This window comes from Glutamicibacter sp. MCAF14, assembly GCF_052114325.1.
GTDB lineage: Bacteria > Actinomycetota > Actinomycetes > Actinomycetales > Micrococcaceae > Glutamicibacter > Glutamicibacter arilaitensis.
Genome location: NZ_JBFREO010000002.1, coordinates 347,805 through 371,277 on the forward strand (window position 1 = coordinate 347,805; position 23,473 = coordinate 371,277).

A 23,473-nucleotide genomic window follows, 5' to 3' on the forward strand; every position below is an offset into this window, starting at 1 on the left:
AAACCTTTCGAATGCACGGAAGCTTGCCCAGAATCCTAGTCCTGTTCGCCCGCTGCGCATAGGGGAAATGATCGCAGAGCGCCAGGCTTGCAACGCCTAGGCTGGATGAGGTGGCCGATAGGCAAGTCAAGACGTGCGTCTAAGAACAGATAAGACCTGTCGGTGGCCAGAGCGTGGAACTAGTTCCGGCCGCTGAATTCCAGTGTGTAGTCCCGGGTGGTTGGAAGGTGTCCCGGGTCGTCTTCAAACGGCATGTATTCGACTGAGTGGAGGTAGCCGTCGAGCAGCCACAGATCCAGAAGCCCAAGGACCGTGCCATCCTTGGAAACAGCAGCGGTGGAGAATGGCCCGCCAGCGTGGCGGACGCTTTCGCAATCTCGCTTGCTGGGAAAAGAGATGCAAAAGCAATCGCAGTCGTCGAATTGGTAACCGCCCCAACGGGCATACTTCAATTGCTGGCGCGCCTTTGCCGATTCATCGTCGCTGCCGCTGCACAGCAAAGCCAGGAGCTCCAGCTCGTCAGGACGGAATTCGTCGCCCTTGTCTCGGACCGGTCGGCTATCCATGGGAACAGCCTATACCAGACGTGACAAGGAACTGGATGCAAGCATCCCTAGAGCTGCAGCATTGCGGCCGCAACTTCACCGAAGTCGGACGGCGGAATGACGGTCGAAGCGTTCTCCAAAACGAGCAGGGAAGCATTCGGAATTTCCCGCACCAAGGCTTCGCCATTGCCTACGGGGAAGAACGGATCTTTCGCACCGTGGATCACCAGGGTTGGCATTTCCAGCTCGGGCAGCCGCTCGCGCCAGCGCGGAGTGCAGTCCAGCTTGGAGAAGACGATTCCGATTTGGTTTGCCATGTGCACTTCCGGCGTGGAGCCCGCCGTGCGGTCCCAGATTCGACCAGCAAGGACCTTGGCAGTTTGGTGGTCATTGCCAAGAATCTGCGAACCTTCGGCTGAGTGCCGGGCCACGGCTTCGCGGTCCATCCAATCGGGCATCGGCCGGGAAAACAGCTTGCCCATGGTTGCCTGATCGTGATCGGGCAAGTCGTCATCCACCGGTCCGGGTGCCACCGGACGGGTCCCAACCAATGTCAGCGCGTCAAAAGAGCCGGGATGATCCAACGCCGCCACCTGCGCGACCATTCCGCTGACACCGATTCCTGCCAGATGCGCCGGTCGATCGTCCAAATGAGCAGCCAGCGTAGCGGTATCGGCAGCCAGATCACGCAGATCATAGGCGGGCTTCATGGGGTTCCCTGCCGTTGAATCGCCAGAATCCCGCAGATCATAGCGCACGGCATGGCGTCCTCCCGCGGCCAGAGCTTCGCAGAATGCATCAGGCCACGAGAGCATCGTGGTGCCTCCGATGAGCAAGACCAATGGATCTTCCTCGTTGCCGAAGGAATTGATTCCGAAAACGACACCGTTGACTTCAACTGTACTCATGAGTGACCCGCCTTAGTTATCCGGTTCCAAGAATGACCTGTTGGCGGACGTCGGTCAAGAGCCTGCGGCTTGCTGGCAATAGGGGAGCGCTGAGGCTATTCGCTGTAGGTTTCCTTCAGCGCTGCTGCCGAATCCTGTGACGGATCGATATAGAAGCGTTCTGCACCATCGCGCTGCTCATACATGTCGATGTATTCGTCAGCGATCTTGTCGGGGGAGAAGTAAGTTCCTTCTTCGATGACTCCGGCAATGGAAAGCATCCCCACATGCACGCCATGGCCAGATAGCTCTTCATGCAGGCAGTGGGCGTAGGCGCGCAGCCCCGACTTGCCGATGCTCAAGGTCGTCAAGATTGGCGTGGCAGTCAGTTCGCTCGCTCCACCGCTGGTGAAGAAAATGGCTCCGTCCTTGCGCTCAACCATCTGAGGGATGACCTGCTGTGCGCTGGCGATGCCGCCGATGATGTTCACCTGCAGGTGCTGGTTGGCCATCTCGGCGGTGGTGTCGACGGCGGATACCGGTGCGATGACAGCGGCATTGTAGATCAAGACGTGGATCTGCCCGAAGGCCTCGCGAATCTGGGTAAAGGCCTTATCTAGTTGCTGCTCGTCGGTGACATCGGCAGCGAAGCCGGAGCTTTTGATGTTGAGTTCGGAAAGTGATTTCTGCAGGGCATCGAGATTGTCCTGATTTCTGGCAATCAAGGCTACATCGAAGTTCTTCCTGCCGAATTTCTCAGCAAGGCTGAGGCCTAGTCCTGGGCCTGCTCCTACGATCACCAGTGTGCTCATGCGTGGATCTCCTGTTCCGGAAAAGTAATTTGCCTACTATCCGGTAACAACGTTGATGCACTGGCCGTTATTCCTGAACTTGTGTTGGTTGGTAAAATGGCAATCGTATAGATTATTAGTTGGAATACTGCGGACAGCATCCGCGACAAAGCCCCAGGAGAAGTTGTTCGCGTGCAAACAGGTCCAAGCCAAGCGTGGGATACCTTGCAAGCCACCGGACGCATCTGCTTGGCAGGCGAACCGGCGAGCTGGTCCAAAGCATCGAAATCGCTGGTCATGGTCCTGCTTGGGTTGATCGGCTTGCTTGCAGTGGGAGTCTTTGTTGGTTTTCCCGTGCTCATTTTCACCGGCATGGAAGTCTCGGCAGGTTCAGTTTTCGGCTTTCTCGGGTGCCTGGCCATGCTGACCGCGATGGGATCACTGGTGCTGCACTGGCATCGGGTGCGCAACCGGTATCGCGAGGTTGAGTCTCTGCCAGTAATCCTCGACGCCAATGGACTGACCTTGCGTGGGGTGGGACCCATCCCGTGGCAGGACTTCGGCCTGGCCGAGCACCAGATGGTGCGCGCCGAACACGATTCTTCCTACACCCGCAGGGCAGTGATGCCATTGACCGCCGCCGGCTACCATAACGTCAATCAGCTGCTCGCGTACGAGCTGCGCCCACGGGTCTCCCCAGCCACCGGTTCGATATGGAACCGCCACCATCCGAACATCTACGTACCTGGCGTCGCTGGGATGAAGACCAGCGAAGTCATGTGGCTGATCAACTCAGCGCGCAGCCTTTTCACAGCTCGCTGAAGGTAGCTCGTGGCCAAGGTCTTAGAACAATGGCCAGGGCACCGCCGGCATTTGACCGTGGGGCGCCGGGAAATGCGCATCATCCACTAGCGACTGGCAACGACGGGAAAAGGCCGCTATTTCCTCAGCGGTCAGCAGTTCCGCCAACTCCGCGCCAAGTTCTGCCTCCAGCGCTTCGATGACTCGGGTGATGCCAGCAAGCTCGTCTTCGGACAGGGACTGCCCAACCCAACCCCACAGCACCGTGCGCAGCTTGTGCTCTTCGTTGAAGCACAGCCCATGGTCCACACCGAACCTATGGCCATCGGCCATGGCTAGAACGTGGTCGCCTTTGCGGTCCGCGTTGTTCACCAAGGCATCAAAGACTGCCATGCGCCGCAGTGCAGGGGTGTCTTCATGCACCAGGCTCATCTGCTGTCCGGCTTCATCCTGCCCATCAAGGACTCGCAGCAAGCCGGCGGCTGGCAGGCTGCTGGTGGGGACGATGTCCACCGGATGCTGTGCTGGGTCGGTGTCCTGCCACAGCTGCACCATGCCTTCGCCAAACCGCCCTTCTCGCAACCAGGTGCGCGGCACCAGATTCCATCCCAAGGCTTCGGAAACTAGATAGGCCGCGATCTCCCGAGAGGCCAAGGTACCGTGCGGGAAGTCCCACAGCGGCTGTTCCCCGGCGATCGGTTTGTACACCACCTTGGAGTTGCCGATATTCCCCAGGAACGTGGCGTTGGATGCGGTGGTGATGCGGCCGGTCAGTTCCAGCTGCGCGGTGAGCAGATCCGAAGAGCTCATTGGCCGTTCTCGTCCTGGCAGGTATGTCCATCTGGATCAATCGGATAACCGCAGTTGGCGCACATTGGCCTGCCTGCCGCGACGATCTCGTGGGTGCGCATGGCGAAGGCGCGTGCTGTGCCTACCGGCATGCGAACCCGCATCAGTGCACCGGGGCCGTCGGGGTCGTAGGTCTCTTCGTCTTCCTCATTCAAGGAGAAAGCTTCCAACACTACTTGCGCCACGCTGGCGTCCCATCCCAGATTCATCGATCCGACGCGGAATAACTCATCGACTTCTTCCAGCGCTTCGTTATCCACCAATTCCACGGGGGTGTGCTCCGGAACGCTGAAGGGATTGCCCTCGACGGTGGAGAGCTGATCAAGGATTTCATCGATCATCTCAGCGACCACTGCGGCCTGCTGCTTTTCCAAGGCGATGCTGGCCAGCTCGGAACCAGCCCGGGCCTGGAGGTAGAAGGTGCGGGAACCGGGCTCGCCGATGGTGCCGATGACAATGCGGTCTGGCCAATTGAATTCGTTGACTGTTGCTGTCATTTCAGTTTCCTTAGTGTCCTGCGCCGCCACCGACCGGGGCATCCGCTGCCTTGAGTCCTGGGGCGAGCCATGAGAGATCTCCGGCATCGGTGTTGATGGAGTACACCCGGGGCGCCCCGGCCCCGTAGTGCACGATTGATGCGGACGCTGGTCCCGCATTCAGCCGCTGGAACAGGTCCAGATGCATTCCCAGCGCATCGGCCAATACCGACTTGATGATATCGCCGTGGCTGAAGGCCGCCCACACTGCGCCGGATCCATGTTCGGCTTCGATCGCAGCATCGTGGCGCCTGATCGCCGCCACAGCGCGTGCCTGCATCCCGGCCATGGATTCACCCTCTGGGAAGGTCACCGCGGAGGGGGTGGACTGCACTTGCTTCCATAGGTCTTCGCCAGCCAAGTCCTGCAGCGTGCGGCCCTGCCACAGTCCGTAGTCGCATTCGGAGATTTCCGGCTCAAGGAGCGATTCAGGGGCTTTGTCCTGACGCCGCAAGGCGAAGTTGGCGGTCTGCACGCAGCGTTCCAGCGGGCTGGTAACCACCGCTGCCAAGGGCACGGCCGCGAGGCGTTCGGCGGTACGCATCGCCTGTTCTTCGCCGGTTTGGTCCAAGAACACCGACGGGGTTCGTCCAGCCAATACGCCGCTGGCGTTGGCGGTAGTGCGGCCATGCCGCACGAGAATAACTGTGGCCATGTTCCCAGCCTAGCCACCGTCGGGCCCCCATGCGATGTCCTGGCGGCATGTTGTCCGGTGAAAAGGGGGTTTGCAGTGTGCAGGGGTGCCGAAACAATGAGCCGGGAAACCACGACAGGAGGATGCATGGAAGTCGGGATCCTTGGCGCCGGAATCCGCGGGCTGTGCGCCGTTGCACCAGCAGGCGGGTCAGTCCCGGACGCTCCACCCGGCGACATCGCATTGCCCGTCGCTGTTGCTGCCAGTGGCCACGAAGGTGCCGTCGGCGAGCAACCCGAGGGTATGCAATGAACCGGCGGCAATGGCGATGACCTGCCTCCATGAACCCACATTGCACTGGCCGAACGAGTTGTCTCCGGTGGCCAGCACCGTGCCATCGCTGCGCAGGGCCACGGTGTGCTGGCTGCCGGCGCATAGCGCGGTCACCGCATTCCAGCTTTGCACTTCGCACGCGCCGCTTCGCTGATCGCCAGCAGCAACGACGGTGCCGTCGGTGCGCAACCCGACAGTATGCAGATGACCGGAGGCAATCGCTTGCAGGCCGCTCCAGCTGGTCACGGAGCATTGGCCTCGCTGGTTATTACCGGTGGCTAGCGCCGTGCCGTCGTTGCGAACCGCCACAGCATGCCAATCGCCGCAAGCGATCTCGATCACTTCCTGCCAACTGGCGGTAGCGCACTGGCCTTCGGCATTGCGCCCGGTGGCGACCACGCGGCCGTCGGATCCGAGCCCGAGGGTGAAGCGCCAGCCAGCGGCAATGCGCCGGATTCCGTGCCAGCCGGACACCTCGGTTTGGCCATCGGCGTTCCACCCGGTGGCCAGCACCGTGCCGTCGGCGCGAAGCCCTACGGTGTGCGAACGGCCGGTGTTGCGGGCCGCATGAACATTGCCGGCCGCTACGCTGGTGATGGCCGGCCACTGGTCGATAGAACATTCGCCGGACCGGTTATTGCCGGTGGCCAGTACGGTGCCGTCCTGCCGCAGTGCCACCGAATGCCTGCGCCCGGCTGCCATGAGTGCCATTGGATCCTCCAAGTCTGCCAGCGTGCTCTGTCCGCTGCCCATCGTACTTGGGCTTCAACCTGAAGATCGCCCCTTGAAATGGCGGCGGATGCTCCGGCAGAGCAACTCTGGGTGAGAGTGGCGCGGGAGCTTCGGGGTACGATGAAGGTTGGCCAAATCCGGAGTGCACATGCGCATCTTTTTCTGGAACCGATGTTGACCGTACGCCGCATCCGGCGTAGCCAGGATCCCGCTGACGGGTCCGGCACCCAAATGGAGTGATATTTTTTGCCTGGAGCAGATCCGCATCCAGACCTCGCCGCCGATCGTTCGGTGAAGAACGAAACCATCGTCATCGACGACGAGCATGCCGGACGACGCATCGAGAAGTACCTGCGTTCCGCGCTCAAATCCATGCCAGCAGGGCAGATGTTCAAGCTCATGCGCAAGGGACAACTGCGGGTCAACGGGAAGAAAGTCCAAGAAGGCTACCGGCTGGCGGCAAATGACAAGATCACTCTGCCGGCATTCCACGCCCAGCCAACCCGCGAACCGCGCATCGAGGTCCCGCCAGCGCTGCTCAAGCGCCTGCGCAATACCGTGGTGCACGAGGACGAAGATGTGCTGGTGATCGACAAGCCCGCTGGCATTCCGGTGCACAAGGGCACCGATAATCCAGCCGGCGTCATCGAGGCATTCCGCCAGCTGCGCCCGGAACTGCCCGATCTTGAGCTGAGCCACCGACTGGACCGGGATACTTCCGGACTGCTGGTGCTGGCCAAGACCCCGAGCATTCTGCGCTATCTGCACGAGATGCTGCGCGATCGGGAAGATGAAATTGAAAGGCACTATCTGGCGCTGGTTGCCGGCAGCTGGAATGAGGACACCGCAGTTATCCATACTCCGCTGCTGCGCCTGGCTGACCGCATGGTCGCAGATCCAACGGGCCAGCGTGCTGAAACCCGGGTATGGGTACAGCAGCGGGTAGGGAAGCGCGCCACCATCTTGGATGTGCAGCTGATGACCGGACGCAAGCACCAGATCCGGGTCCACTTGCAAAGCGAAGGGCACCCGATTGCCGGAGACGACCGGTATGGTTTTGCCAAGTTCAACAGCCGTGTCGAACAGCTAGGGGGTCGCGGGCTCTTCTTGCATGCGACTAAGCTGGTGATTCCCAAGCCCGACGGCCAGGAACTGGTCGTCGAGGCCCCCATGCCGCAGCGCTGGAAGCAGCTGCTGAAGGCAGGGCTCTAGCCCAATCAACTCTGGCAAGGCGGGACATGATGGCCGAAGGACAGTGGAAGCAGGTAGCCCAGCGAGTTTTCCAGCGGCGTTATGATCCGTTGGACATCACCGTCGGGGCGGTGCTCGGCGAGCACGGCCTGACGGTTATCGATACCCGCAATAACGCGTGTGAGGCACAGGAAATCATTGATGATGTCTCGGCACGTTTCGGCCTGCCGATTGTTGCCGTCATCAACACCCATGCGCACTATGACCATACCTTCGGCAATCAGCTCTTTGCCCAGCACTCGATTCCCATCTATGGCCATCATCTGATCCCTGCGCACTTCGAGGAATATGAGAAGCCCCGGCTTGAAAAGGTGCAGCGCTCGCCGGAAGCAGAGCCCGAGATGGATTGGGATGGCGTGGTTCTGACCCCGCCAACCCACTTGCTGGCGCAACCTTGCACGCTGAACTTAGGCGGACGGGAAGTCGAGCTGATTCCGCTGGATGCAGGGCATACCGACACGGACCTTGCGATCCATATTCCCGACGCCAATACGTGGTTCCTTGGCGATATCATCGAGCAGTCCGGTCCGCCGATGTTCGGCTCCGGAGCCTACCCCCTGGACTGGCCCATCGTGCTCGAATCATTGCTTGAGCGCATCCAGCCAGGCGACATCATTGTCCCGGGCCATGGCGAACCGGTGGACCGGGACTTCGTAGTGCGGCAATTGCACTGCTTCCAGCTGCTGGCCACCACCCTGCGCGACGCGCATCAACGGGACGAGAGCATCGAGCAGATCTCATACAGTGCGGAACTTAAAAACCTGTGGCCGGAGGATTTCCTGCAACAAGCTGCCGCTGATGCCTACGTGCAACTGCCTGGCACCGAGCCGGATCCGCGCTAGCGCGGCGACGGGCTAGTATTCGTTCTTGATCACGAAGAACGAGCCGCGGATGGTTCCGGCGAGCTTGGATTTCTGGCGGGCGAACTTGAACTTTTCCGCCAGTTCCTCGGGCACTTCCATGCCATCGGAGAGCTTGAAGCCGACGGCGCGCTTGGCATCTGGCTCCAGCCCGTACAGGACATTGATGGACAACCCGGATTCGTAGAAGACATAGGCTCGACGGGAGCCATCAGCCTCGAATTCAGCGGCCTGCAAGGGCTTGGATACGATGTGCAGATCGCGTTCTTCAGCAAGAATCTGGTGCACCCAATCAATGGTTTGCGTTGCGTCGCCAGCTTGCTCCACCACAAAATCATGATTGAACTTGTTCTTCAGGTAGCGGGCTTCATTGGCACGCAATCCTGCCAGCACGTCTGATACCGGGGAGGTTTCCAGACCCTGGGTGGAGACGTCTTTGAAATCAACAAGGTACGGCATGAGCACTCCTTGGCGGTGTTCGGTTGGTCAGCTTCGGAAAATTATTCTTATCGTACTGCGCGAAATCAGCTGAAGGCGCTGAAACCGGTCAGGTCCCTGCCAAGAATCAGGGCTTGGACCGATTCGGTTCCCTCGTAGGTATGCAAAGCCTCGATGTCCCCGAAATGGCGAATCACATGATTCTCCAGCAGAATGCCGTTGCCGCCGAGCATATCCCTGGCTGTAGCCGCCACCCGGCGGGCCGCACGGGTGTTGTGGTACTTCAACAGCGAAGCCTGGGTGTCCTTGAGCGCTCCAGCTTCCTGCACCGCGGCCACCGCAGCGCACTGCAGCTGCATGTTGGTGATCTCCGCGAGCATCTGGGCCAGGCGTTCCTGCACCATTTGGTGCGCTCCCAGCGGCTTGCCGAATTGGGAGCGTTGCTTGGCGTATTGCAAGGCCGCTTCAAAAACGAACTGCGCATGGCCCAGAGCTGACCAGACAACATTCACGCGAGTCGCAACCAGCGCCTTGGACACGTCCTTGAAGGAAGCAACTTCGCTGAGCCGCGCCGAGTCCGGAACCCGCACATCAGTGAGCCGGATCTCGGCCTGCTCGATGGCGCGCAGCACGCCCTTCCCTCGCACCGGCACCGCTTCATAGCCTTCGGCCTGTTGCTCRACAATGAATCCCTTGACCTGGGAATCAGCCTCGTCGCGGGCCCACACAATGGTGATGCCGCCAGCAGCACCGTTGCCGATCCACTTCTTGTTCCCGTTCAGGATCCATCCATCGCCATCCTTGCGGGCACTGGATTCCAGGCCCACCGAATCCGAGCCGTGATGCGGTTCGGTCAGCGCGAACCCGCCCAATAGCTGGCCGGTGGCCACAGGCTCCAAATACTGCTCTTGCTGTGCCGGGGTACCGAACAGGCGCAGGCTGCGCAATACCAGGCCGCCCTGCACCGCGGCGGCGGCAGCCATCGAGCCATCGGCACGGGAAAGTTCCATCGCCACCAGTCCGGCAGCCAGCGCAGAAAAATGCGCATGGCCCGGAATCTGCAGGCCATCGGTGAACAGATCGAGCTGGCCCATCCGGCGCACCAAATCCAGCGGGTAGTGTCCGTTCTCCCAGTGCTCGTTGATTACCGGCAGGATCTCCTCGCCATATTGCCGGGCGCGGGCCCAATGCACGCGGTCCGCATGATCCAGCGCCCCGAAGGCCTGCAGGTAGTCGATATCCAGCGCCGAGGACAGGTCATAGTCCTGCCATGGGTCGCGGGTCAATTGCCGGCTCCTTGCACTCCAGTGCGCTCGGCACGCAGCTGGCGCTTGAGCAGTTTTCCGGACTGGTTGCGAGGCAACTGCGCGACGAAGTCCACCCGTTTGGGGACCTTGTAGCCAGCGAGCCGGGACTTCACATGATCGCGTACCGCCTGGGCACTGAGGTGGGTGTCGTCCTTGAGCACGATGACCGCAGTGATTGCTTCGATCCAGCGCGGGTCATCAATGCCCACCACAGCCACCTCGGCGACTTCGGGCAACTCGTAGATGGCGTCCTCGACTTCGCGCGGGGCCACCAGCACCCCGCCGGTGTTGATCACATCCTTGATGCGGTCCACCACCTGGATGTAGCCGCCTCGATCCTTGGCCACCTGGTCTCCGGAACGGAACCAGCCGTCGGTGAAGGCCTGCTCGGTTTCCTCCGGCTTGTTCCAATATCCGCTCATCACCTGCGGGGAGCGGTACTGGATTTCTCCTGGTTCGCCGGCCTCGGCCAGCTGGCCCTCGGCGTTGATGACCCGCGCTTCGACATGGAAGACCGGGCGCCCGCAGGAAGCGGGCCGGGCATCGTGTTCCTCGGGGCGCAGCACCGTGCACAGCGGACCGAGTTCGGACTGGCCGAAGCAGTTGTAGAACCCGATTTTCGGGAAGCGCTCGCGCAGCCGGGCCAGCACCGTGGTGGGCATGATCGAAGCCCCGTACTGGGCCTTGGCCAGCGAATCCAGGTTCCGGGTTTCCAGATCCGGGTGGTTGCTCAGCGGCACCCAGACCGTCGGGGCCAGGAACAGCGAGTTGATGTGCTCTGCTTCCACGCGTTCAAGCATCTGGCCGATATCCGGCTTGGCCAGCAAGCGGATGCTGGCACCCAAGGATAGATAGGGGAGCAAAAAGACGTGCATGGCCGCCGAATGGTAAAGCGGCATGGCGATCAGCGGACGGTCCGAAGCCTCCAAGTCCAGTGCGATGATAGCCGAGATGTATTGGGCGACCAGCGCAGCATGGGTCATCATCGCACCCTTGGGCGCTGAAGTGGTGCCCGAGGTGTAGAGCAGCTGGACCAGATCACCGCTTGAAACCTGGCTGGTGTTCGCATCGATGGGTGCGTTTTGATCCAGTGCGGTTTCAAGTACCGAGACGCCGGGGGATTCACCGGGCAGCATCGGCCAGACTTGTTGCAGCTGCTCAAGCTTGTGGGCATCGCGCAGTTCCTGCACCAAATCAATGCGCGGGCCATCGGCAATCACTAGTGCGGCGCCGGAATCGTTGAGCAGGTAGGCCAGCTCTTCGCCCTTCAAGGCGAAGTTCACCGGGACATGGACCAGCCCGGAGGCGGCACAAGCGATGAACAGGATCGCGTAGGCATCAGAATTCGCAGCGTAGGCGGCCACGCGCGAACTAGCAGGCAGCCCAGCGCGCTGCAGGCGGGTGGTGAGCCTGTGCACTGCGGCATCGAGCTGCTGGTAGTTCCAGCTGCGCTCTTCAAAGCTCAGCGCCACCGCTTTGGGAGTGCGGGCCGCCGCCCGGCGCAGCAGGGCATCGATGGTGTTCTGGTCTTGGGACTTGGACTGGGTGCCGGATGCTAGGGGATTCACGGTGGTTTTCCTTTGCTGCGGGTCTTAGAGGCGTTCAATGATGGTGACGTTGGCCTGGCCGCCGCCTTCGCACATGGTCTGCAGCCCATAGCGGCCGCCGCTGCGTTCCAGTTCATGCAGCAGCGAAGTCATCAGCCGCGCGCCAGTGGCACCGATGGGATGGCCCAGCGCGATGGCCCCGCCATTGACATTGACCTTTGACATGTCCGCGCCGACTTCCTTCTGCCAGGCCAGGACCACTGCGGCAAAAGCCTCGTTGATCTCGATCCGGTCCATGTCATGGATGGACATGCCGGTGCGCTCCAAGGCGTACTTTGTGGCGCGGATCGGGGCAGAGAGCATCATCACCGGATCATCCCCGCGGGCACTGGCATGGTGGATTCGGGCTCGGGGCTTCAGCCCGTAGCGCTTGACCGCGGCCTCAGAGGCAATCAGCAGCATCGCTGCACCATCGGACATCTGGGATGCGGTGGCCGCGGTATGTGCTCCGCCTTCGGTGATCGGGGACAAGGAAGCCATCTTGGCGCGGTCCACCGGGCGTGGCCCTTCATCGATCGACAGCTGATCCATGGCCAGGATTTCGCGGTCGAAATAGCCTTGGGCCTGGGCATGCAGGGCGCGCTCATGCGAGGTGGCAGCGAGGTCTTCCAACTCGCCGCGGGTGAAGCCCCAGTGCTGGGCCATCATCTCAGCGCCGCGGAATTGCGAGATCTCCTGATCCCCATAGCGTGCCGCCCACTTTTCGGATCCGGCGTACGGGTTGGGGAAGCCGAAATCCTTGGCCGCCGAGTTGGAATAGGACAGCGGGATGCTGGACATGGACTGCACCCCGCCGGCCACGACCAGATCGCTGGCTCCGCTCATCACGGCCTGGGCGGCATAGGACACGGCCTGCTGCCCGGAACCGCATTGGCGTTCCACGGTAGTTCCCGGGACATGATCGGATAATCCGGCGGCCAGCCAAGCGTTGCGGGCGATGTCCATGGACTGCGGCCCAAGCTGGTCGATGCAGCCCAGAATGATCTCATCGTATTGCTCGGAATCGATGTTGTTCCGGTTCACCAATTCGGCCAGTGGTGCGGCGGCCAGATCCAGCGGATGCAGCTGGGCCAATGATTTTCCGCGTCGTCCGACAGGCGTGCGCAGCGCATCGATGATGTAGGCCTGGGTCATGGGTGTTCCTCCAGCGTATTTCAGGGTGCGAATTGGCACTATGGAACTAACAATGCCCAAGTCCGAACCTGTTGTCTAGGTCACACGCGGGTAGGATGGAAGCAGTTCTCACGCCATTTCCCGGCAGCGGGCCGCGGTGCCAGGCACGTGGTCTTCCTGAAATGAGTTTCCGGCCCAGCTGCCGGAGGGGAGCTGCGGCACCTGATGCCCGGTGCGCTGTACCTTTGAACGAAACCTTGTACTGCCGAAAATTGGAGAGCAATGGCTGCTGACTACGACCCGCGGATCGTCGCGCTCTATGACCGGGCAAATCCTAACGGGCCGGATCATGACTACTACCGGGCGCTGGCCAGCAGGCAGAATGCCCAGCGGATCCTGGACCTGGGATGCGGAACTGGAATGCTCACGGTGAGCTTCACCGGATCCGGCCGACGCGTCGTCGGTGTTGATCCATCGTCTTCCATGCTCGCCTACGCCCGGCAGCGCCCCGGGGCGGACAACGCCACGTGGATCCAGGGCGATGCCACGGCGTTGGCTGAAGGGGAATTCGACTTCATGGTCATGACGGGCAATGTCGCCCAGCACATCATCGATCCGCAGTGGCAGCTCAGCCTCAACGCGCTGCGCAAGGCGGCAGCCAAGGGCGCGGTGCTGGCCTTCGAATCCAGGAACCCGGCGGTGCGGGCATGGGAGAAGTGGGCGGACGAAGCCCCTGGAAGCAGCGAAACCCCATACGGTGTGCTCACCGAATGGTGCCAGACCGAACTACTCGATGAACACAACGTGATGCTGCGCAGCTTCAACCGCTTCGAGGCCACCGGGGAACTACACGTCGAGGAAACCCTGCTCGCATTCCGCAGCGACCAGCAGATCCGGGCGCAGCTTGCCGAGGCGGGATTCGAAGTGCGCGCGGTTTACTCGGGCTGGAAAGGCACCGAATTCAGTGCCGATAAGCCACTCATGGTCTTCGAAGCCGTGGCAGTGTGAGGCACGAAAGGATCGACGCATGAATGGCACCGGCAATGAGCTGGACATCGAGCGCATTGATCTCCAGCATGAAGCTGCGGTGCAGCAGCTGTTCCAAAGCAATCGCGAATACTGCGTGCGGGTCACTGGAGCACCGGCAACGGATGATGCCGCGTTCAAAGCGCTGAGCGAACTTCCGCCCGGGGTTGATGCCCAGAACAAAATTGATCTCGGGCTGTGGGAAGGAAGCGAACTTGTAGGCTTTGCAGACCTGATTCTCGGGTGGCCGCACGCAGATACCGCGCATATCGGGTTGCTCATGGTGACCACAAGCGCCAAGAGCCGCGGATATGGGCGCCGGATGCATGAGGAGGTGCTGAACCTGGTCGCCAAGCACCCGCAGTTCTCCCGTCTGCGGATATCCATCGTCCAGTCCAACGCAGATCTGGCCGAGGGATTCTGGCAGCGCATGGGCTACCGCAACACCGGCGAATCCTTCGCGTACACCGCCGGTACGGTCCAGAGCACTGCGCGCATCTGGATGCGGCCGGTTGGCCGAAGCGCAGGTGCCCAAGGGGAGGGGAGTCTTTGATGAGCAGATCACCGGATAACATCTTGCTGCATCTTGCCCAAGAGCAGGAGGAGAAGGTGCGGGAGATCTTCGCGCAACTGGCGCAGCGCGGCTTCCCGGTACAACAGCAAACTCCGCACATTACCATCACGTTTTCACCGGATATGGGCCAAGAAGCCGTGGCGAAAGCAGCACAATTGCTGCCGGCGGTGATCCCTGCACAATTCCAGCGGGTGGGTACCGTCATCTTCGGAACCAAACGCAAGCAAACCGTTGCCTGGCTGCTGGAAACCTCCGACGAGCTGGAACGCGCCGCACGCCAGATCAGCGCAATGAACCCCGACGGACGAGGAGAGCGGTGGACCCCGCACCTGACGATGGGCTTGCGGCTGCCACGCGACATCGTCCCGAACTATATCCGTGCCCTAGATGAGATCACGGGCAACAGGCTGAACCAGATTGATGCGGTGCGTGCGGTGCTGTGGAAGCCGCGCCTGCAGCAACTTCGCATGCTCGCTGGGCAGCCTCCGGTCCACGACGGCTAAGCGGATGCGTCGCGCTGCCGCACGGCAGTATCCTTCATGATCCGCAGATAGCCGAAGCCGACAAATAGATGCAGCACCGTTCCAAGGGCCAAAATGACAACGCCCGGGATGGACAGCATCGAGAATTCAGGAATTCTGCCAAAGGCCACGCAAGCTAATCCCAGCATCATGATGGCGGTGCGGATTTTTCCCAGCCAGGTGGATGCTGGCGGAGCTTCCAGCTTCAGGAAGAAATAGGTGCACAGCAGGATTAAATCGGTGATGAAGATGGCCAAGCCAACCCATAACGGGATCGCCCCGTTGATCACCAAGGCAACAGCGATAGCGACGATGCCCAAGCGATCGGCAATCGGATCCAACAAGATTCCCAGCTTCGACACTTGATTGAATTTACGGGCAATGAACCCATCGATCCAGTCGCTCAGCCCAAAAGCCAGCAGTAGTACGGCAGTCAGCGTGGGTTCAGTGTCTGCCACCAGATAACCGAAGATGGGAATGACCAGGAGAAAACGGATGACCGTGATGGCGTTCGGAACTGTCGCCCACTCATGTTTGCGTACCGCGCGCGTATCCACTGCGTTCCCCTTTCGCTTAGTAGAACGATGACGCACTGAGCGGCAATATACAAGGGCGGCAACCATCTGATGGGCACATTCCCTGCCCCCGCACCTGGGCGGGAATCTTGTTAACGCACTGCGGGGGCCATCCTGGCGGATGGCCCCCGCAGCCAAAGCTGAAAGGCAGGCTGGAGAATTAGCCCTGCTCGAGGAGCTGGAAGCTGACTCCACCCTGTTCATCTACCGCAGCGTCGAGCACCTTGCCTTCTAGGGCGTCGGCAATTGCTTCATCCACGTAGACGGGGCTTCCTTCGGTAGCCACGACCCCGTCGGTGCTTTCTGGTGCTGGTACAACCTGAAGGCCGAAAGCGGCTTCTTCTGGTTGGGTGCTGTCTGCTTGCATGATGCGCAGTCCAGCGTTTTCTTCCTCGGACTGGTTGGTGACGATCGCGGTCACGATCGATGCTGCTTGGTCGGTCAGTGCGAGCACGAAGGCTCTCCTTCCGGTTGAGGACATGCCAAGGTCAGGACATGTGGGTGCCACGATTCCAAAAAATGCCATAAAACTCAACATCGCTTAACAGCTGCGCAACATGCTTGGACTCAGGCACCGCAAGCCAGATAGGGTGCCGCCTTGCACCTAGGCTAGCGTGGGGCGGGGAAAGAGGAATAGATGTCTGAAGACTTGGCAGTTCGAACAGTCAGTGCGGCAGGACCGCGGATCGCGCTCGCGCATTTCCAACCCGGTGACGCATCTGACATCCATGCATTTGCCAGTGATCCGTTGGTATGCCGGTACTCGACGTGGGGCCCTAACCAGTTGGCAGATACCCAAGCGTTCCTCCAAGATGCGCTGGTCGAGCAGCCGCAGCGGTACTTGCAGGCAGTCTTGGTCGATGGCGTGCTGATCGGCTCAGCTTCAGTATGGGTCACCGACCAGATATCCAAGGCCGGGGAAATTGGCTACACCCTGAATCGAAACTATTGGGGCCGCGGATATGCAACCGAGGTTGCTGTGCTGCTGCTCCAGCTGGGATTCGAGAATCTTGGTTTGGAACGGATCAGTGCGACGTGCGATGCAAGAAATACTGCGTCCATCCGAGTCCTTGAAAAGGCAGGGCTCACGCTTCAAGCACGACGGGGCGAAGATCCAGAAAACTGCTCGCAACGGGCTGAAACCCTGATTTTCCATATCGTTGAAACACGGACCTAGCCAAGGACGAGATGGGTATATTGGCAGCAAGAAGCAATGGAAGGTGCCGATGAGACTCCACCACATTCAGATTTCCATGCCGAGAGGCCAAGAAGCCGAAGCCCGCCGGTTCTACGTCGAAGGCCTGGGTATGAGCGAAGCCAGCAAGCCACCAGCGCTTGCAGGCCGCGGCGGGTGCTGGTTCCGTGCGTTGGACGCCGGTACTGTGGTGGCAGAAGTTCATCTGGGCGTCGAGGACGAATTCATCCCAGCCAAAAAGGCCCATCCGGGATTGGTGTGCGATTCGCTTCAAGAGTGGGAAACCCTTGCCGGCCGCCTGGATTCCATGGGATATGACCTGTCGTGGGCTGAACGTGAAACTTTTGAAGGATATCTTCGATTCCATGTGCGTGATGGTTTCGGCAACCGCCTGGAAATCATGACGCCGGCAAACTAAGCCAATCAACGCATAACCAGGAGCCATAGTGGAACCGACCCCGCTGGCAGCAGCCAAAGATCATCCGGTGCCAGGAGAAGTTGCGCGTCTGCTTGCAACTGTTCCCCAATGGTTCGGGCAGGCTGAATCAAACGCAAAGTACATCCAAGCCGCCCGGAGTATGGAAACCTGGACCGTCCGCGATGCCCGAGGCACGGTGCTCGGCGTGCTCTTGGCACAGAGGCACTACCAGCACAGCGCCGAAATTCATTTGATGGTGGTTGACCGGGCCCATCACGGCAAGGGAATCGGCACGGCGTTGTTCGCCGCAGTAGAAGCTGAAGCGCTCGCCGGGGGAGCCCTGCTCTTGCAAGTCAAAACTCTGGGGCCTTCCCACCCGGATGCTGGCTATGCGAAGACCCGTCGATTCTATGAAAAGCAAGGTTTCTTGCCCCTGGAGGAAACTGACCTGTAGGGAGCTGGAACACCCTGCCTGATTATGATCAAGCCGCTTGGAGATAGGCAGGAAAAGGTAAACCAAGACGGATGATTGCCTCGTGGAATCCAGGACCCTTGGAGTTCACTGACCGGCTGTATCAATTAGTTGGTGCCGGCCATAGACTGGGTGCATCCGGCCCCTAATCTAGGAGATCTCCTTGACTGGAATTCCAGTTCTCGCCCAGAACCTCGCCACGCAGCACGCCTCAGGAGACCTGCTGGTCATGCCAACTGTGTGGGACGCCTTCAGCGCCAAACTCGCGGTCTCTGCAGGATTCAAGTCACTGACCGTCGGTAGCCACCCGGTCGCAGATTCCTTGGGTAGCAAAGATGGCGAAAATATGGATTTCGCCGATTATCTCGGGGCAGTTCAGCGAATTACCGGCAGCGTCGATGTGCCAGTCAGCGCCGATGTCGAATCAGGCTACGGTTTGGATCCGAAGGAACTCTTTGAACGCGTGGTGGAAGCTGGCGCGGTAGGGGTGAATATCGAGGATGTGCTGCACCGTGAAGGCGGCCGTGTGCGTGAACGCCAAGAGCATGCAGACTACATCAATGCGGTCAGGCAGGCAGCGGATGGTGCAGGCATCGACTTTGTAATCAACGGGCGCACCGACGCGGTGAAGCTGGTTGATCAATTTTCGGACCCGCTAGGCGAAGCCATCGAACGGATGAAGCTGATGGAGCAAGCCGGGGCGCGCAGCGTGTATCCGGTGGCGCTATCCAGCGCGGACCAGGTGGCGAAGGCAGTGCAGGCGGTGGGTATTCCGGTGAACGTCACCGCCCATCCGGTCAAGGCGCACGCAGCGGGCGACCTGGCCGCTTTGCGTGAGCTGGGAGTGCGCCGAGTGAGCTTTGGACCGCTCTGGCAAATGTGGCTGGCTGAGGTTTCCGGCAAGCAGCTTCAAAGCTGGCTCTAGAGTCTTGCCCGGGGCACTGGCTTGCACCTCAGGCAGGCAACGGTCGTAGTCTGGATGCATGGATGAACGACAAATCAAGCAGCGTGCGGTTCCTTCTAAACCTTCGGCTTTCCGCGGAGTTTTAGAACACCTGTCGCCGGGGTATTTTGCTCTGACGATGGGAACCGGCATTGTTTCGGTGGGTCTTCACGAAGTCGGATGGGATCTGCTCTCTCACATCCTGCTTGTCATCGCAGCAGTGTCCTATGTGCTGCTGTGGGTTCTGTACATCTGGCGGGCAATAGCGTTCCGCGCCGCCATGAAAGCAGATCTTCGCGGGCCGGAGATGGCCTTCGCCTACTTCACGGTGGTTGCCGGCACCGATGTTCTCGCAGTGCGCCTGGGAGCTGAAGGCTTCGGCGCGATCTGCCTGGCACTGGTAACCCTGGCTACGCTGCTCTGGTTCATCTTCGGCTATGTTCTGCCGTGGCAGGTGTTGCTGAGCAGGGATGGGAAGCCGATCCTCTCTCGGGTCAACGGCACCTGGTTCATCTGGGCTGTAGCCAGCCAGTCACTGGCCATCGGGATGAGTATCGTCCAGCCCTATGTGGCGACCGGAAAATCCCTGATTGGACTGGTGGCCGTGCTGAGCTGGTCCGTGGGCGTCGCGCTGTACGCCGGCGTAGCCGTGCTGGTGCTGCTGCGAATCGTGTACTTCGGGATGACACCGAAAGAATTCGAACCGCCGTACTGGGTGGCGATGGGAGCCATGGCAATTGCTGTGGTGGCCGGCGCCAAGATCATCGCCATGGAATCCACGCCGATGGTCGAGGCCACGCGTGTTCTGATTGCCGGGACGGTTGCGGCCTTCTGGGGCTACTGCCTGTGGCTGATTCCCGTACTGGTGGGTGCTGGGGTGTGGCGGCACGTAGTGCACCGCATTCCCTTGGGATACACCCCAACACTCTGGTCCATTGTTTTCCCGGTGGGCATGTTCGCCGTCGCATCGATCAATTTGGGCCGTGCTGACTCATTGCCGGTGGTTGAAGCCATCGGAGACGGTTCGCTGGTTGTCGCGGTGCTGGTGTGGGCCTTGGTCTTTGTTGCCATGATCCGTCACTACGTGATGCTCGGATGGCGCAGCCGGGTTGTGGCTAGCTAGTTGCTGATGCCGTAGGCCTTGTGGATGCTCTGCTCGTTTTCAAGAGTTTGAAGCATGAACGCAGCCAAATCATGGCGGGTGATGGTTCCGCCTAAGCGCCCTGATTCGCCCACTTGGAGCGCGGTCCACTTGCCCAGCGCCGGTTTGTTGTTCAAGCCGGTGGGCCTTACGATACTCCAGTCCAGCGCGGAATTCTCCACCAGCTTTTCCTGCTCGGTGTGATCAGCCAAGGGCTTGGCCAAGAGTACTTTGGAAACAAATCCGATGACCCCGGGAAGCTGTGTTCCGGAATTTCCGGCGCCCAGCGAAGATTGGATCAGCAGACGCTTGGGACCGTTTTGTTCCATGGCGTGCACCACGCTTCGGGTGACACTGGTGCGGGCGTTTTGCTTTCCTTTGCTTCCGCCTACGGTGATCGCCACAGCGTCGGCGCCGGCAATTGCCTGGGCAGCAAGAAGAGGATCTGAGGCATCGGCCTGGATGTGCGTGATCTGTTCATCGGCTGCGTGTGCGGCACTGCGGGAGACTACGGTAACTTCATGGTTTGCTTCGCGTGCGAGCTTAGCCAGCAAGGCGCCGGTTCCGCCATTTCCGCCGATAATAACGAGTTTCATGTGCTTCTTTCTTAAAGTGATCAGACAGGCGCTCTGCACTATTCTCCCGCAAGGCGATTAAGTGTTTGCATCAGCTTCTTGAACGTGCGCTGGCCGGTCTCCGAGAGGCAGACCAAGGTGACTCCGTAGCGTTCTTTGCGTTCCTTGGACAGATGCACCAAGCCGCGGGTTTCCAAGTCCTTGAGAATCTTTGACATGTCGGTAGTCGACAGCCCGGTTGTTTCTTGGAGCGTGAGGAAATCGGTCTGTTCCACCTGGTTCAAATGGGCCAGCGTAACGAACCTCTTGGGCGCCAGGAGTAGCGGATCAAGTTCTTGATACTTCATCGGGCTCAGCGCCGAATCAGCAGGAAGAGGTAGTAGCCAAGCCAAAGGAGCGGAGCCAGGCCGCTGAGGATGAGGGAATCGGGCCAGGGAGCAGTTTCCTGGTGGACGAGATTTCGCCATGTGGGCTGGAGCAGCCACACGGTGAAGATGGCCAAGATGATGCGGGCCCCGCGGAAGCGCGGTTCGTTGACCCGCCGCTGCCGTGCGGCAAACCAGTGCTGGGCGCAGAGGAAAGCAATGATTGCTGGTGCGATGGACAGCCAACCGTAGCCGGAGAGCGCCAGTTGTCCTGCCGCAAACGAAGCGGCAATGACGGCAACGGCCATCAGATGGTCGAAGGCCTTGAACTTGCGGCGCGGTCGGGAGGGAACCGAGCTGAGAAGCTGCTGGGCATCGCTTGGTGTGAGGCGGGCTGAACCGCCGGAATCCTTGCTCATATTTCTACCCTTGCAACTAGTTGCAATATTTGCAAGTAGTTGGAGGTTTTAATCTGATGTCTATTTTCAACCTCCATGAGATCGAAGAACTGATATTCTCGTGCGGAAGAAGCAAACCATTCCACGGCACCGAGGCGCAAAAAGATGATTGCTTTATCCGCACCGCGTAGAACAGTTCCTGGCAAACGGCCCAAAGCTTTCACATGGCAACCTGAAGCCGATACGTTCATCGCCCTATTTACCCTGCTGGCATTTTCGCTTTGCTATTACGCAGGCACGTCGATCAATAGCATATTCCTGTGGTGCGGCATCTTGGTGTTCGGAACATTCATCCCCTTATGGACGGTGCTTCATCGTCGCGGAGAATCACTGGAGCGGCTGGGGATTACGAGAAAATTCCTTGTCACATCACTGATCGTTTCCTTTGTCTTAGCTGCAGGATCCGCATTCCAGTTGATTACCTTGGCCAACGCCAGTAACGCGAATATCGCAAGCCATCTGGTGGCGAACTTCTTAGTGCTGTGGGAGCCGTTCTTCGTTTTCGGCTGGCTGTATTTGCGCTGGGAGCGGGCCTTTGGATGGCTGCCGGCAATCGCCTTGACCGGTTTGGGGTTCACCATCCAGCATCTTGGATCCGTCCCACTGGCTGCCGCGGCGGGATTTGGCGTTTTTGCGATCATGTTCGCGGTGGTCTTTGCCCTGGTGCGCAATCTGGTGGTGCTGTGGCCGCTGTTCTATCCGGTGGCCAGCGGAATCGGGACCTTGCAGGCTGGGTTTGTGATGGGCTGGGACGACGCAGGCATCTCGGCGATCCTGCTGGTGCTTCAGCTGCTGATCTTCTGGTGGGTGGCCACGAAGCCAAGAAGCTTGCGGGCAGCTTAGCCAAGGGCGCCGGCTGCGTAGGCTGCCTGCCCGACATGCACCGCGGCGTCGTCAATGATGGAGACCAGCCGGACCCCGCGGGTTACTGCCGGTTCCCAATTGCGGTCAATGATTTCATCGAGCTGCTCTTCATCAAGTGCCGTGGCGTAATCGCTCAGTGCGTTCATGCAGGCTTCCAGATAGTCCACCAGCAGGTGCTGGTCATCGGCGACAATCGCGCGGGCTTGTTCGGCGCTGTGCCCGTATCCCATGGAATCACCCAGTTCGCCCAGATTGAAGCGTTCGCGGAACTGCTCCCACAGCTGGGGCTGTCCGCTGAGCTGGGACAGCTGGATATCTGCTTCGCGACCCGAATGCCATAAAAGCCACGCAATCGAGTTGGGATGGTTGCCCGGATGCGCGTTGAGCTGTTCAACACTGAGCTGCGGCAACGCGCGCACCGCGTCAATCGGACGATGGGCCAGGCTGGTCAGGATGTCGGTGATGTTCATGATTCCTCAGTATTCTCGCGATGCCAGTCATGGGATTCGCTATCGGCGGTGAATCCGGCGGCCAGGTAGGTGGATACGGCAGTGGTGTTTTCACTCGGGGTGCACACTAGCGCGCTGGAAGCGCCCATGGAGCGCAGTTCGGCGGCTGCTGCCAAGCTGATCGCTGTGCCGTATCCCTTGCCCCGGGAGGCCCGGTGCACGGCAATCGGTTCCAGAAGCCCCGGGCGGCCGGACCCTGCGGACCAGACCGCGGCGATGGCCAGTGGGTTCATCTCGCTGTCGTAGGCGGTGAGGCATTGGCCCTGTTCATAGATGGGCGTATTGGCCATGGTGTGCCAGCGCTGCACGGCTCGTTCCAAGTCCGCTGCACTGAAATCCTGGCCGCGGAAGGCATTCAGGTGGGTTTCCATCCACTGGCCGGCCTGAGCCGGATCAACTCGGCGGAAACTCAGTTCCGGCAGCCGCACCGGTTCATCCAGCGACCGGCGCAGCGGAGTCCAAGCTTCCCCGGGCTTCCAGCCATTGCCCTGCAGGACCTTGCCCAGGGCAGTGGCGCCCCGGGCTTCGATACTGGCACTGGCTGAAGGAAAGATCCGGTTGGCCGGCGAGGCCAGATCAGCATGGATCTGCTCGGCAAGCGGCTGGATGTCCAGGAAGTCCGGGTGCACTGCCATCCGAATCAGATCCGGGCCATCGAGCAGGCCCAAGGCGTAGATGGCTTCGCGATCCGCCCAGACGCGAAGGCTGCGGGCAGTGCTGTTCAATCCACGCATGGCATACCAGCCCACATCTCCGGGGTGAAGCTGCAACGGCAGGCCGTCGTGCTGCCAGCTGGCGAGCTCATCGACGAGGCCGGCAACCTGCGGTGCGGCGGGGATAAGCATTTTGAGGCCCATCAGCCTATTCAAGCACCCGGTGAGTCATCGCGACAAGACTCCGCCCAAGGCAACAGGCCAGCGGCATTGGTTCAATGCCGCTGGCCTGTTGCCGGTGTTCTAGTTCCTGTGCCTGGCCCTACAGCTCTGCGGTGGCCTTCCATGCCGAATGCACGGCGCCGTGGATGCAGTTGAGCGCGCCGACATCGCCAATGACATCGACGTTGAAACCGGCTGTGCGCAGTTCATCGGCTACCGGAGCGGCACAGGTGGTGCCATTGAAGTAGATGACCATGTCGGCTAGGGCACTGTGCTGC

At 60.3% G+C, this 23,473-nt stretch carries 32 protein-coding genes; 12 read left to right on the forward strand and 20 right to left on the reverse strand.

All coding sequences use genetic code 11. From position 1 onward, the window contains the following. Positions 1-179 precede the first annotated feature (179 nt). The 3 genes from AB4Y71_RS04195 to AB4Y71_RS04205 all read right to left on the reverse strand — a co-directional run bounded on the left by AB4Y71_RS04195 (position 180) and on the right by AB4Y71_RS04205 (position 2,244). A complete protein-coding gene (locus AB4Y71_RS04195) occupies positions 180-566 on the reverse strand; it encodes a hypothetical protein (protein WP_013349571.1) in 387 nt (128 codons plus the stop codon). 47 nt (positions 567-613) lie between these two features. After that, positions 614-1,453, reverse strand: coding sequence for an alpha/beta fold hydrolase (locus AB4Y71_RS04200; RefSeq protein ID WP_441718154.1), 840 nt, complete (start codon positions 1,451-1,453; stop codon positions 614-616). 95 nt (positions 1,454-1,548) lie between these two features. Then, entirely contained in the window at positions 1,549-2,244 is a 696-nt protein-coding gene (locus AB4Y71_RS04205; protein ID WP_441718157.1) for an SDR family NAD(P)-dependent oxidoreductase, read from the reverse strand. A gap of 171 nt (positions 2,245-2,415) precedes the next feature. On the opposite strand from AB4Y71_RS04205, the gene AB4Y71_RS04210 reads away from it, so the two are divergent. Then, on the forward strand, positions 2,416-3,045 hold the full coding sequence (locus tag AB4Y71_RS04210; RefSeq protein WP_441718160.1) for a hypothetical protein: 630 nt from the start codon (positions 2,416-2,418) through the stop codon (positions 3,043-3,045). Between the two features lie 21 nt (positions 3,046-3,066). On the opposite strand, the gene AB4Y71_RS04215 is transcribed toward AB4Y71_RS04210, so the two are convergent. The 4 genes from AB4Y71_RS04215 to AB4Y71_RS04230 form a co-directional block, all read right to left on the reverse strand. Further along, on the reverse strand, positions 3,067-3,834 hold the full coding sequence (locus AB4Y71_RS04215) for an SCO1664 family protein (protein ID WP_441718162.1): 768 nt from the start codon (positions 3,832-3,834) through the stop codon (positions 3,067-3,069). Beyond that, positions 3,831-4,370 (reverse strand): DUF3090 domain-containing protein, encoded by a 540-nt coding sequence (locus AB4Y71_RS04220; protein ID WP_013349566.1) that lies wholly within the window; start codon positions 4,368-4,370, stop codon positions 3,831-3,833. Before AB4Y71_RS04220 ends, AB4Y71_RS04215 begins: the two co-directional genes overlap by 4 nt. 10 nt (positions 4,371-4,380) lie before the next feature. After that, positions 4,381-5,064 (reverse strand): MSMEG_4193 family putative phosphomutase, encoded by a 684-nt coding sequence (locus tag AB4Y71_RS04225; RefSeq protein ID WP_441718165.1) that lies wholly within the window; start codon positions 5,062-5,064, stop codon positions 4,381-4,383. A gap of 189 nt (positions 5,065-5,253) precedes the next feature. After that, on the reverse strand, positions 5,254-6,087 hold the full coding sequence (locus tag AB4Y71_RS04230) for an RCC1 domain-containing protein (protein ID WP_441718166.1): 834 nt from the start codon (positions 6,085-6,087) through the stop codon (positions 5,254-5,256). A gap of 267 nt (positions 6,088-6,354) precedes the next feature. Here AB4Y71_RS04230 and AB4Y71_RS04235 point away from each other — a divergent pair, with 267 nt between their 5' ends. Together AB4Y71_RS04235 and AB4Y71_RS04240 are read left to right on the forward strand one after the other, a co-directional pair. Beyond that, a complete protein-coding gene (locus AB4Y71_RS04235; RefSeq protein WP_441718169.1) occupies positions 6,355-7,320 on the forward strand; it encodes an RluA family pseudouridine synthase in 966 nt (321 codons plus the stop codon). A 26-nt stretch (positions 7,321-7,346) separates the two neighbouring features. Continuing rightward, positions 7,347-8,201, forward strand: a complete 855-nt coding sequence (locus AB4Y71_RS04240; RefSeq protein ID WP_441718171.1) for an MBL fold metallo-hydrolase — start codon at positions 7,347-7,349, stop codon at positions 8,199-8,201. Between the two features lie 12 nt (positions 8,202-8,213). On the opposite strand, the gene AB4Y71_RS04245 is transcribed toward AB4Y71_RS04240, so the two are convergent. From AB4Y71_RS04245 to AB4Y71_RS04260, 4 genes are all read right to left on the reverse strand, one after another. Further along, positions 8,214-8,678, reverse strand: a complete 465-nt coding sequence (locus AB4Y71_RS04245; RefSeq protein ID WP_441718174.1) for a phage tail protein — start codon at positions 8,676-8,678, stop codon at positions 8,214-8,216. Positions 8,679-8,743: 65 nt separating this feature from the next. Beyond that, on the reverse strand, positions 8,744-9,943 hold the full coding sequence (locus tag AB4Y71_RS04250; protein ID WP_441718176.1) for an acyl-CoA dehydrogenase family protein: 1,200 nt from the start codon (positions 9,941-9,943) through the stop codon (positions 8,744-8,746). Beyond that, positions 9,940-11,532: a fatty acyl-CoA synthetase gene (locus tag AB4Y71_RS04255; protein ID WP_441718178.1), complete on the reverse strand. Its 1,593-nt coding sequence runs from the start codon at positions 11,530-11,532 to the stop codon at positions 9,940-9,942. Before AB4Y71_RS04255 ends, AB4Y71_RS04250 begins: the two co-directional genes overlap by 4 nt. Before the next feature lie 24 nt (positions 11,533-11,556). Beyond that, a complete protein-coding gene (locus AB4Y71_RS04260) occupies positions 11,557-12,705 on the reverse strand; it encodes an acetyl-CoA C-acetyltransferase (protein WP_013349556.1) in 1,149 nt (382 codons plus the stop codon). 261 nt (positions 12,706-12,966) lie between these two features. On the opposite strand from AB4Y71_RS04260, the gene AB4Y71_RS04265 reads away from it, so the two are divergent. Genes AB4Y71_RS04265 through AB4Y71_RS04275 form a run of 3 tightly spaced genes read left to right on the forward strand, consistent with a single transcriptional unit; the run spans position 12,967 to position 14,787 of the window. Next, positions 12,967-13,692 carry a class I SAM-dependent methyltransferase gene (locus AB4Y71_RS04265; RefSeq protein WP_441718180.1) on the forward strand — a complete coding sequence of 242 codons (726 nt, stop codon included), beginning with the start codon at positions 12,967-12,969 and terminating at the stop codon, positions 13,690-13,692. Between the two features lie 19 nt (positions 13,693-13,711). Further along, complete coding sequence (locus AB4Y71_RS04270; protein ID WP_441718182.1) at positions 13,712-14,263, forward strand: GNAT family N-acetyltransferase; 552 nt, start codon at positions 13,712-13,714, stop codon at positions 14,261-14,263. Then, a complete protein-coding gene (locus AB4Y71_RS04275) occupies positions 14,263-14,787 on the forward strand; it encodes a 2'-5' RNA ligase family protein (protein ID WP_441718185.1) in 525 nt (174 codons plus the stop codon). Before AB4Y71_RS04270 ends, AB4Y71_RS04275 begins: the two co-directional genes overlap by 1 nt. On the opposite strand, the gene AB4Y71_RS04280 is transcribed toward AB4Y71_RS04275, so the two are convergent. Beyond that, complete coding sequence (locus AB4Y71_RS04280; protein ID WP_441718188.1) at positions 14,784-15,362, reverse strand: CDP-alcohol phosphatidyltransferase family protein; 579 nt, start codon at positions 15,360-15,362, stop codon at positions 14,784-14,786. The genes AB4Y71_RS04275 and AB4Y71_RS04280 overlap by 4 nt on opposite strands. 178 nt (positions 15,363-15,540) lie before the next feature. Next, entirely contained in the window at positions 15,541-15,834 is a 294-nt protein-coding gene (locus AB4Y71_RS04285) for a hypothetical protein (protein WP_013349551.1), read from the reverse strand. A 183-nt stretch (positions 15,835-16,017) separates the two neighbouring features. Between AB4Y71_RS04285 and AB4Y71_RS04290 the strand changes: the two genes are divergently transcribed. From AB4Y71_RS04290 to AB4Y71_RS04310, 5 genes are all read left to right on the forward strand, one after another. Then, positions 16,018-16,557, forward strand: a complete 540-nt coding sequence (locus AB4Y71_RS04290; protein WP_287042170.1) for a GNAT family N-acetyltransferase — start codon at positions 16,018-16,020, stop codon at positions 16,555-16,557. Positions 16,558-16,606: 49 nt separating this feature from the next. Then, the gene (locus AB4Y71_RS04295) at positions 16,607-16,993 is read left to right on the forward strand and encodes a VOC family protein (protein WP_441718191.1); all 387 of its coding nucleotides are present in this window, start codon (positions 16,607-16,609) and stop codon (positions 16,991-16,993) included. Between the two features lie 28 nt (positions 16,994-17,021). Beyond that, a complete protein-coding gene (locus tag AB4Y71_RS04300; protein ID WP_441718194.1) occupies positions 17,022-17,447 on the forward strand; it encodes a GNAT family N-acetyltransferase in 426 nt (141 codons plus the stop codon). Between the two features lie 181 nt (positions 17,448-17,628). Next, entirely contained in the window at positions 17,629-18,390 is a 762-nt protein-coding gene (locus AB4Y71_RS04305) for an isocitrate lyase/PEP mutase family protein (protein WP_441718197.1), read from the forward strand. A 58-nt stretch (positions 18,391-18,448) separates the two neighbouring features. Further along, positions 18,449-19,531, forward strand: coding sequence for a tellurite resistance/C4-dicarboxylate transporter family protein (locus tag AB4Y71_RS04310; RefSeq protein ID WP_441718200.1), 1,083 nt, complete (start codon positions 18,449-18,451; stop codon positions 19,529-19,531). Here AB4Y71_RS04310 and AB4Y71_RS04315 read toward each other — a convergent pair. From AB4Y71_RS04315 to AB4Y71_RS04330, 4 genes are read right to left on the reverse strand one after another with little or no spacing between them, the layout of a single operon-like run. Beyond that, positions 19,528-20,145, reverse strand: a complete 618-nt coding sequence (locus AB4Y71_RS04315) for an NAD(P)-dependent oxidoreductase (protein WP_441718202.1) — start codon at positions 20,143-20,145, stop codon at positions 19,528-19,530. The genes AB4Y71_RS04310 and AB4Y71_RS04315 overlap by 4 nt on opposite strands. Positions 20,146-20,183: 38 nt before the next feature. After that, a complete protein-coding gene (locus AB4Y71_RS04320; protein ID WP_134779798.1) occupies positions 20,184-20,471 on the reverse strand; it encodes a transcriptional regulator in 288 nt (95 codons plus the stop codon). 5 nt (positions 20,472-20,476) lie between these two features. Then, entirely contained in the window at positions 20,477-20,908 is a 432-nt protein-coding gene (locus AB4Y71_RS04325) for a hypothetical protein (RefSeq protein WP_013349543.1), read from the reverse strand. After that, on the reverse strand, positions 20,905-21,138 hold the full coding sequence (locus tag AB4Y71_RS04330) for a hypothetical protein (RefSeq protein WP_146040893.1): 234 nt from the start codon (positions 21,136-21,138) through the stop codon (positions 20,905-20,907). Before AB4Y71_RS04330 ends, AB4Y71_RS04325 begins: the two co-directional genes overlap by 4 nt. 223 nt (positions 21,139-21,361) lie before the next feature. Here AB4Y71_RS04330 and AB4Y71_RS04335 point away from each other — a divergent pair, with 223 nt between their 5' ends. Then, entirely contained in the window at positions 21,362-21,790 is a 429-nt protein-coding gene (locus AB4Y71_RS04335) for a hypothetical protein (RefSeq protein WP_441718205.1), read from the forward strand. On the opposite strand, the gene AB4Y71_RS04340 is transcribed toward AB4Y71_RS04335, so the two are convergent. The 3 genes from AB4Y71_RS04340 to AB4Y71_RS04350 form a co-directional block, all read right to left on the reverse strand. Next, positions 21,787-22,281, reverse strand: coding sequence for a mycothiol transferase (locus AB4Y71_RS04340; protein ID WP_013349541.1), 495 nt, complete (start codon positions 22,279-22,281; stop codon positions 21,787-21,789). The two genes, AB4Y71_RS04335 and AB4Y71_RS04340, sit on opposite strands and share 4 nt — an antisense overlap. Beyond that, the gene (locus AB4Y71_RS04345) at positions 22,278-23,177 is read right to left on the reverse strand and encodes a GNAT family N-acetyltransferase (protein ID WP_441718208.1); all 900 of its coding nucleotides are present in this window, start codon (positions 23,175-23,177) and stop codon (positions 22,278-22,280) included. The genes AB4Y71_RS04340 and AB4Y71_RS04345 overlap by 4 nt, the downstream gene beginning before the upstream one ends. Before the next feature lie 118 nt (positions 23,178-23,295). Next, positions 23,296-23,451, reverse strand: a complete 156-nt coding sequence (locus tag AB4Y71_RS04350; protein ID WP_441718211.1) for a hypothetical protein — start codon at positions 23,449-23,451, stop codon at positions 23,296-23,298. Positions 23,452-23,473 lie beyond the last annotated feature (22 nt).

Excerpts from the sequence above, each read along its gene's own strand:
- AB4Y71_RS04310 (WP_441718200.1), top strand. The coding sequence starts at position 18,449 with ATGGATGAACGACAAATCAAGCAGCGTGCGGTTCCTTCTAAACCTTCG.
- AB4Y71_RS04205 (WP_441718157.1), bottom strand. The coding sequence starts at position 2,244 with ATGAGCACACTGGTGATCGTAGGAGCAGGCCCAGGACTAGGCCTCAGC.
- AB4Y71_RS04275 (WP_441718185.1), top strand. The coding sequence starts at position 14,263 with ATGAGCAGATCACCGGATAACATCTTGCTGCATCTTGCCCAAGAGCAG.
- AB4Y71_RS04260 (WP_013349556.1), bottom strand. The coding sequence starts at position 12,705 with ATGACCCAGGCCTACATCATCGATGCGCTGCGCACGCCTGTCGGACGA.
- AB4Y71_RS04340 (WP_013349541.1), bottom strand. The coding sequence starts at position 22,281 with ATGAACATCACCGACATCCTGACCAGCCTGGCCCATCGTCCGATTGAC.
- AB4Y71_RS04195 (WP_013349571.1), bottom strand. The coding sequence starts at position 566 with ATGGATAGCCGACCGGTCCGAGACAAGGGCGACGAATTCCGTCCTGAC.
- AB4Y71_RS04220 (WP_013349566.1), bottom strand. The coding sequence starts at position 4,370 with ATGACAGCAACAGTCAACGAATTCAATTGGCCAGACCGCATTGTCATC.
- AB4Y71_RS04330 (WP_146040893.1), bottom strand. The coding sequence starts at position 21,138 with ATGAACGTATCGGCTTCAGGTTGCCATGTGAAAGCTTTGGGCCGTTTG.
- AB4Y71_RS04345 (WP_441718208.1), bottom strand. The coding sequence starts at position 23,177 with ATGGGCCTCAAAATGCTTATCCCCGCCGCACCGCAGGTTGCCGGCCTC.
- AB4Y71_RS04225 (WP_441718165.1), bottom strand. The coding sequence starts at position 5,064 with ATGGCCACAGTTATTCTCGTGCGGCATGGCCGCACTACCGCCAACGCC.
- AB4Y71_RS04245 (WP_441718174.1), bottom strand. The coding sequence starts at position 8,678 with ATGCCGTACCTTGTTGATTTCAAAGACGTCTCCACCCAGGGTCTGGAA.
- AB4Y71_RS04290 (WP_287042170.1), top strand. The coding sequence starts at position 16,018 with ATGTCTGAAGACTTGGCAGTTCGAACAGTCAGTGCGGCAGGACCGCGG.
- AB4Y71_RS04325 (WP_013349543.1), bottom strand. The coding sequence starts at position 20,908 with ATGAGCAAGGATTCCGGCGGTTCAGCCCGCCTCACACCAAGCGATGCC.
- AB4Y71_RS04265 (WP_441718180.1), top strand. The coding sequence starts at position 12,967 with ATGGCTGCTGACTACGACCCGCGGATCGTCGCGCTCTATGACCGGGCA.
- AB4Y71_RS04295 (WP_441718191.1), top strand. The coding sequence starts at position 16,607 with ATGAGACTCCACCACATTCAGATTTCCATGCCGAGAGGCCAAGAAGCC.
- AB4Y71_RS04320 (WP_134779798.1), bottom strand. The coding sequence starts at position 20,471 with ATGAAGTATCAAGAACTTGATCCGCTACTCCTGGCGCCCAAGAGGTTC.
- AB4Y71_RS04215 (WP_441718162.1), bottom strand. The coding sequence starts at position 3,834 with ATGAGCTCTTCGGATCTGCTCACCGCGCAGCTGGAACTGACCGGCCGC.
- AB4Y71_RS04200 (WP_441718154.1), bottom strand. The coding sequence starts at position 1,453 with ATGAGTACAGTTGAAGTCAACGGTGTCGTTTTCGGAATCAATTCCTTC.
- AB4Y71_RS04350 (WP_441718211.1), bottom strand. The coding sequence starts at position 23,451 with ATGGTCATCTACTTCAATGGCACCACCTGTGCCGCTCCGGTAGCCGAT.
- AB4Y71_RS04230 (WP_441718166.1), bottom strand. The coding sequence starts at position 6,087 with ATGGCACTCATGGCAGCCGGGCGCAGGCATTCGGTGGCACTGCGGCAG.
- AB4Y71_RS04240 (WP_441718171.1), top strand. The coding sequence starts at position 7,347 with ATGATGGCCGAAGGACAGTGGAAGCAGGTAGCCCAGCGAGTTTTCCAG.
- AB4Y71_RS04270 (WP_441718182.1), top strand. The coding sequence starts at position 13,712 with ATGAATGGCACCGGCAATGAGCTGGACATCGAGCGCATTGATCTCCAG.
- AB4Y71_RS04315 (WP_441718202.1), bottom strand. The coding sequence starts at position 20,145 with ATGAAACTCGTTATTATCGGCGGAAATGGCGGAACCGGCGCCTTGCTG.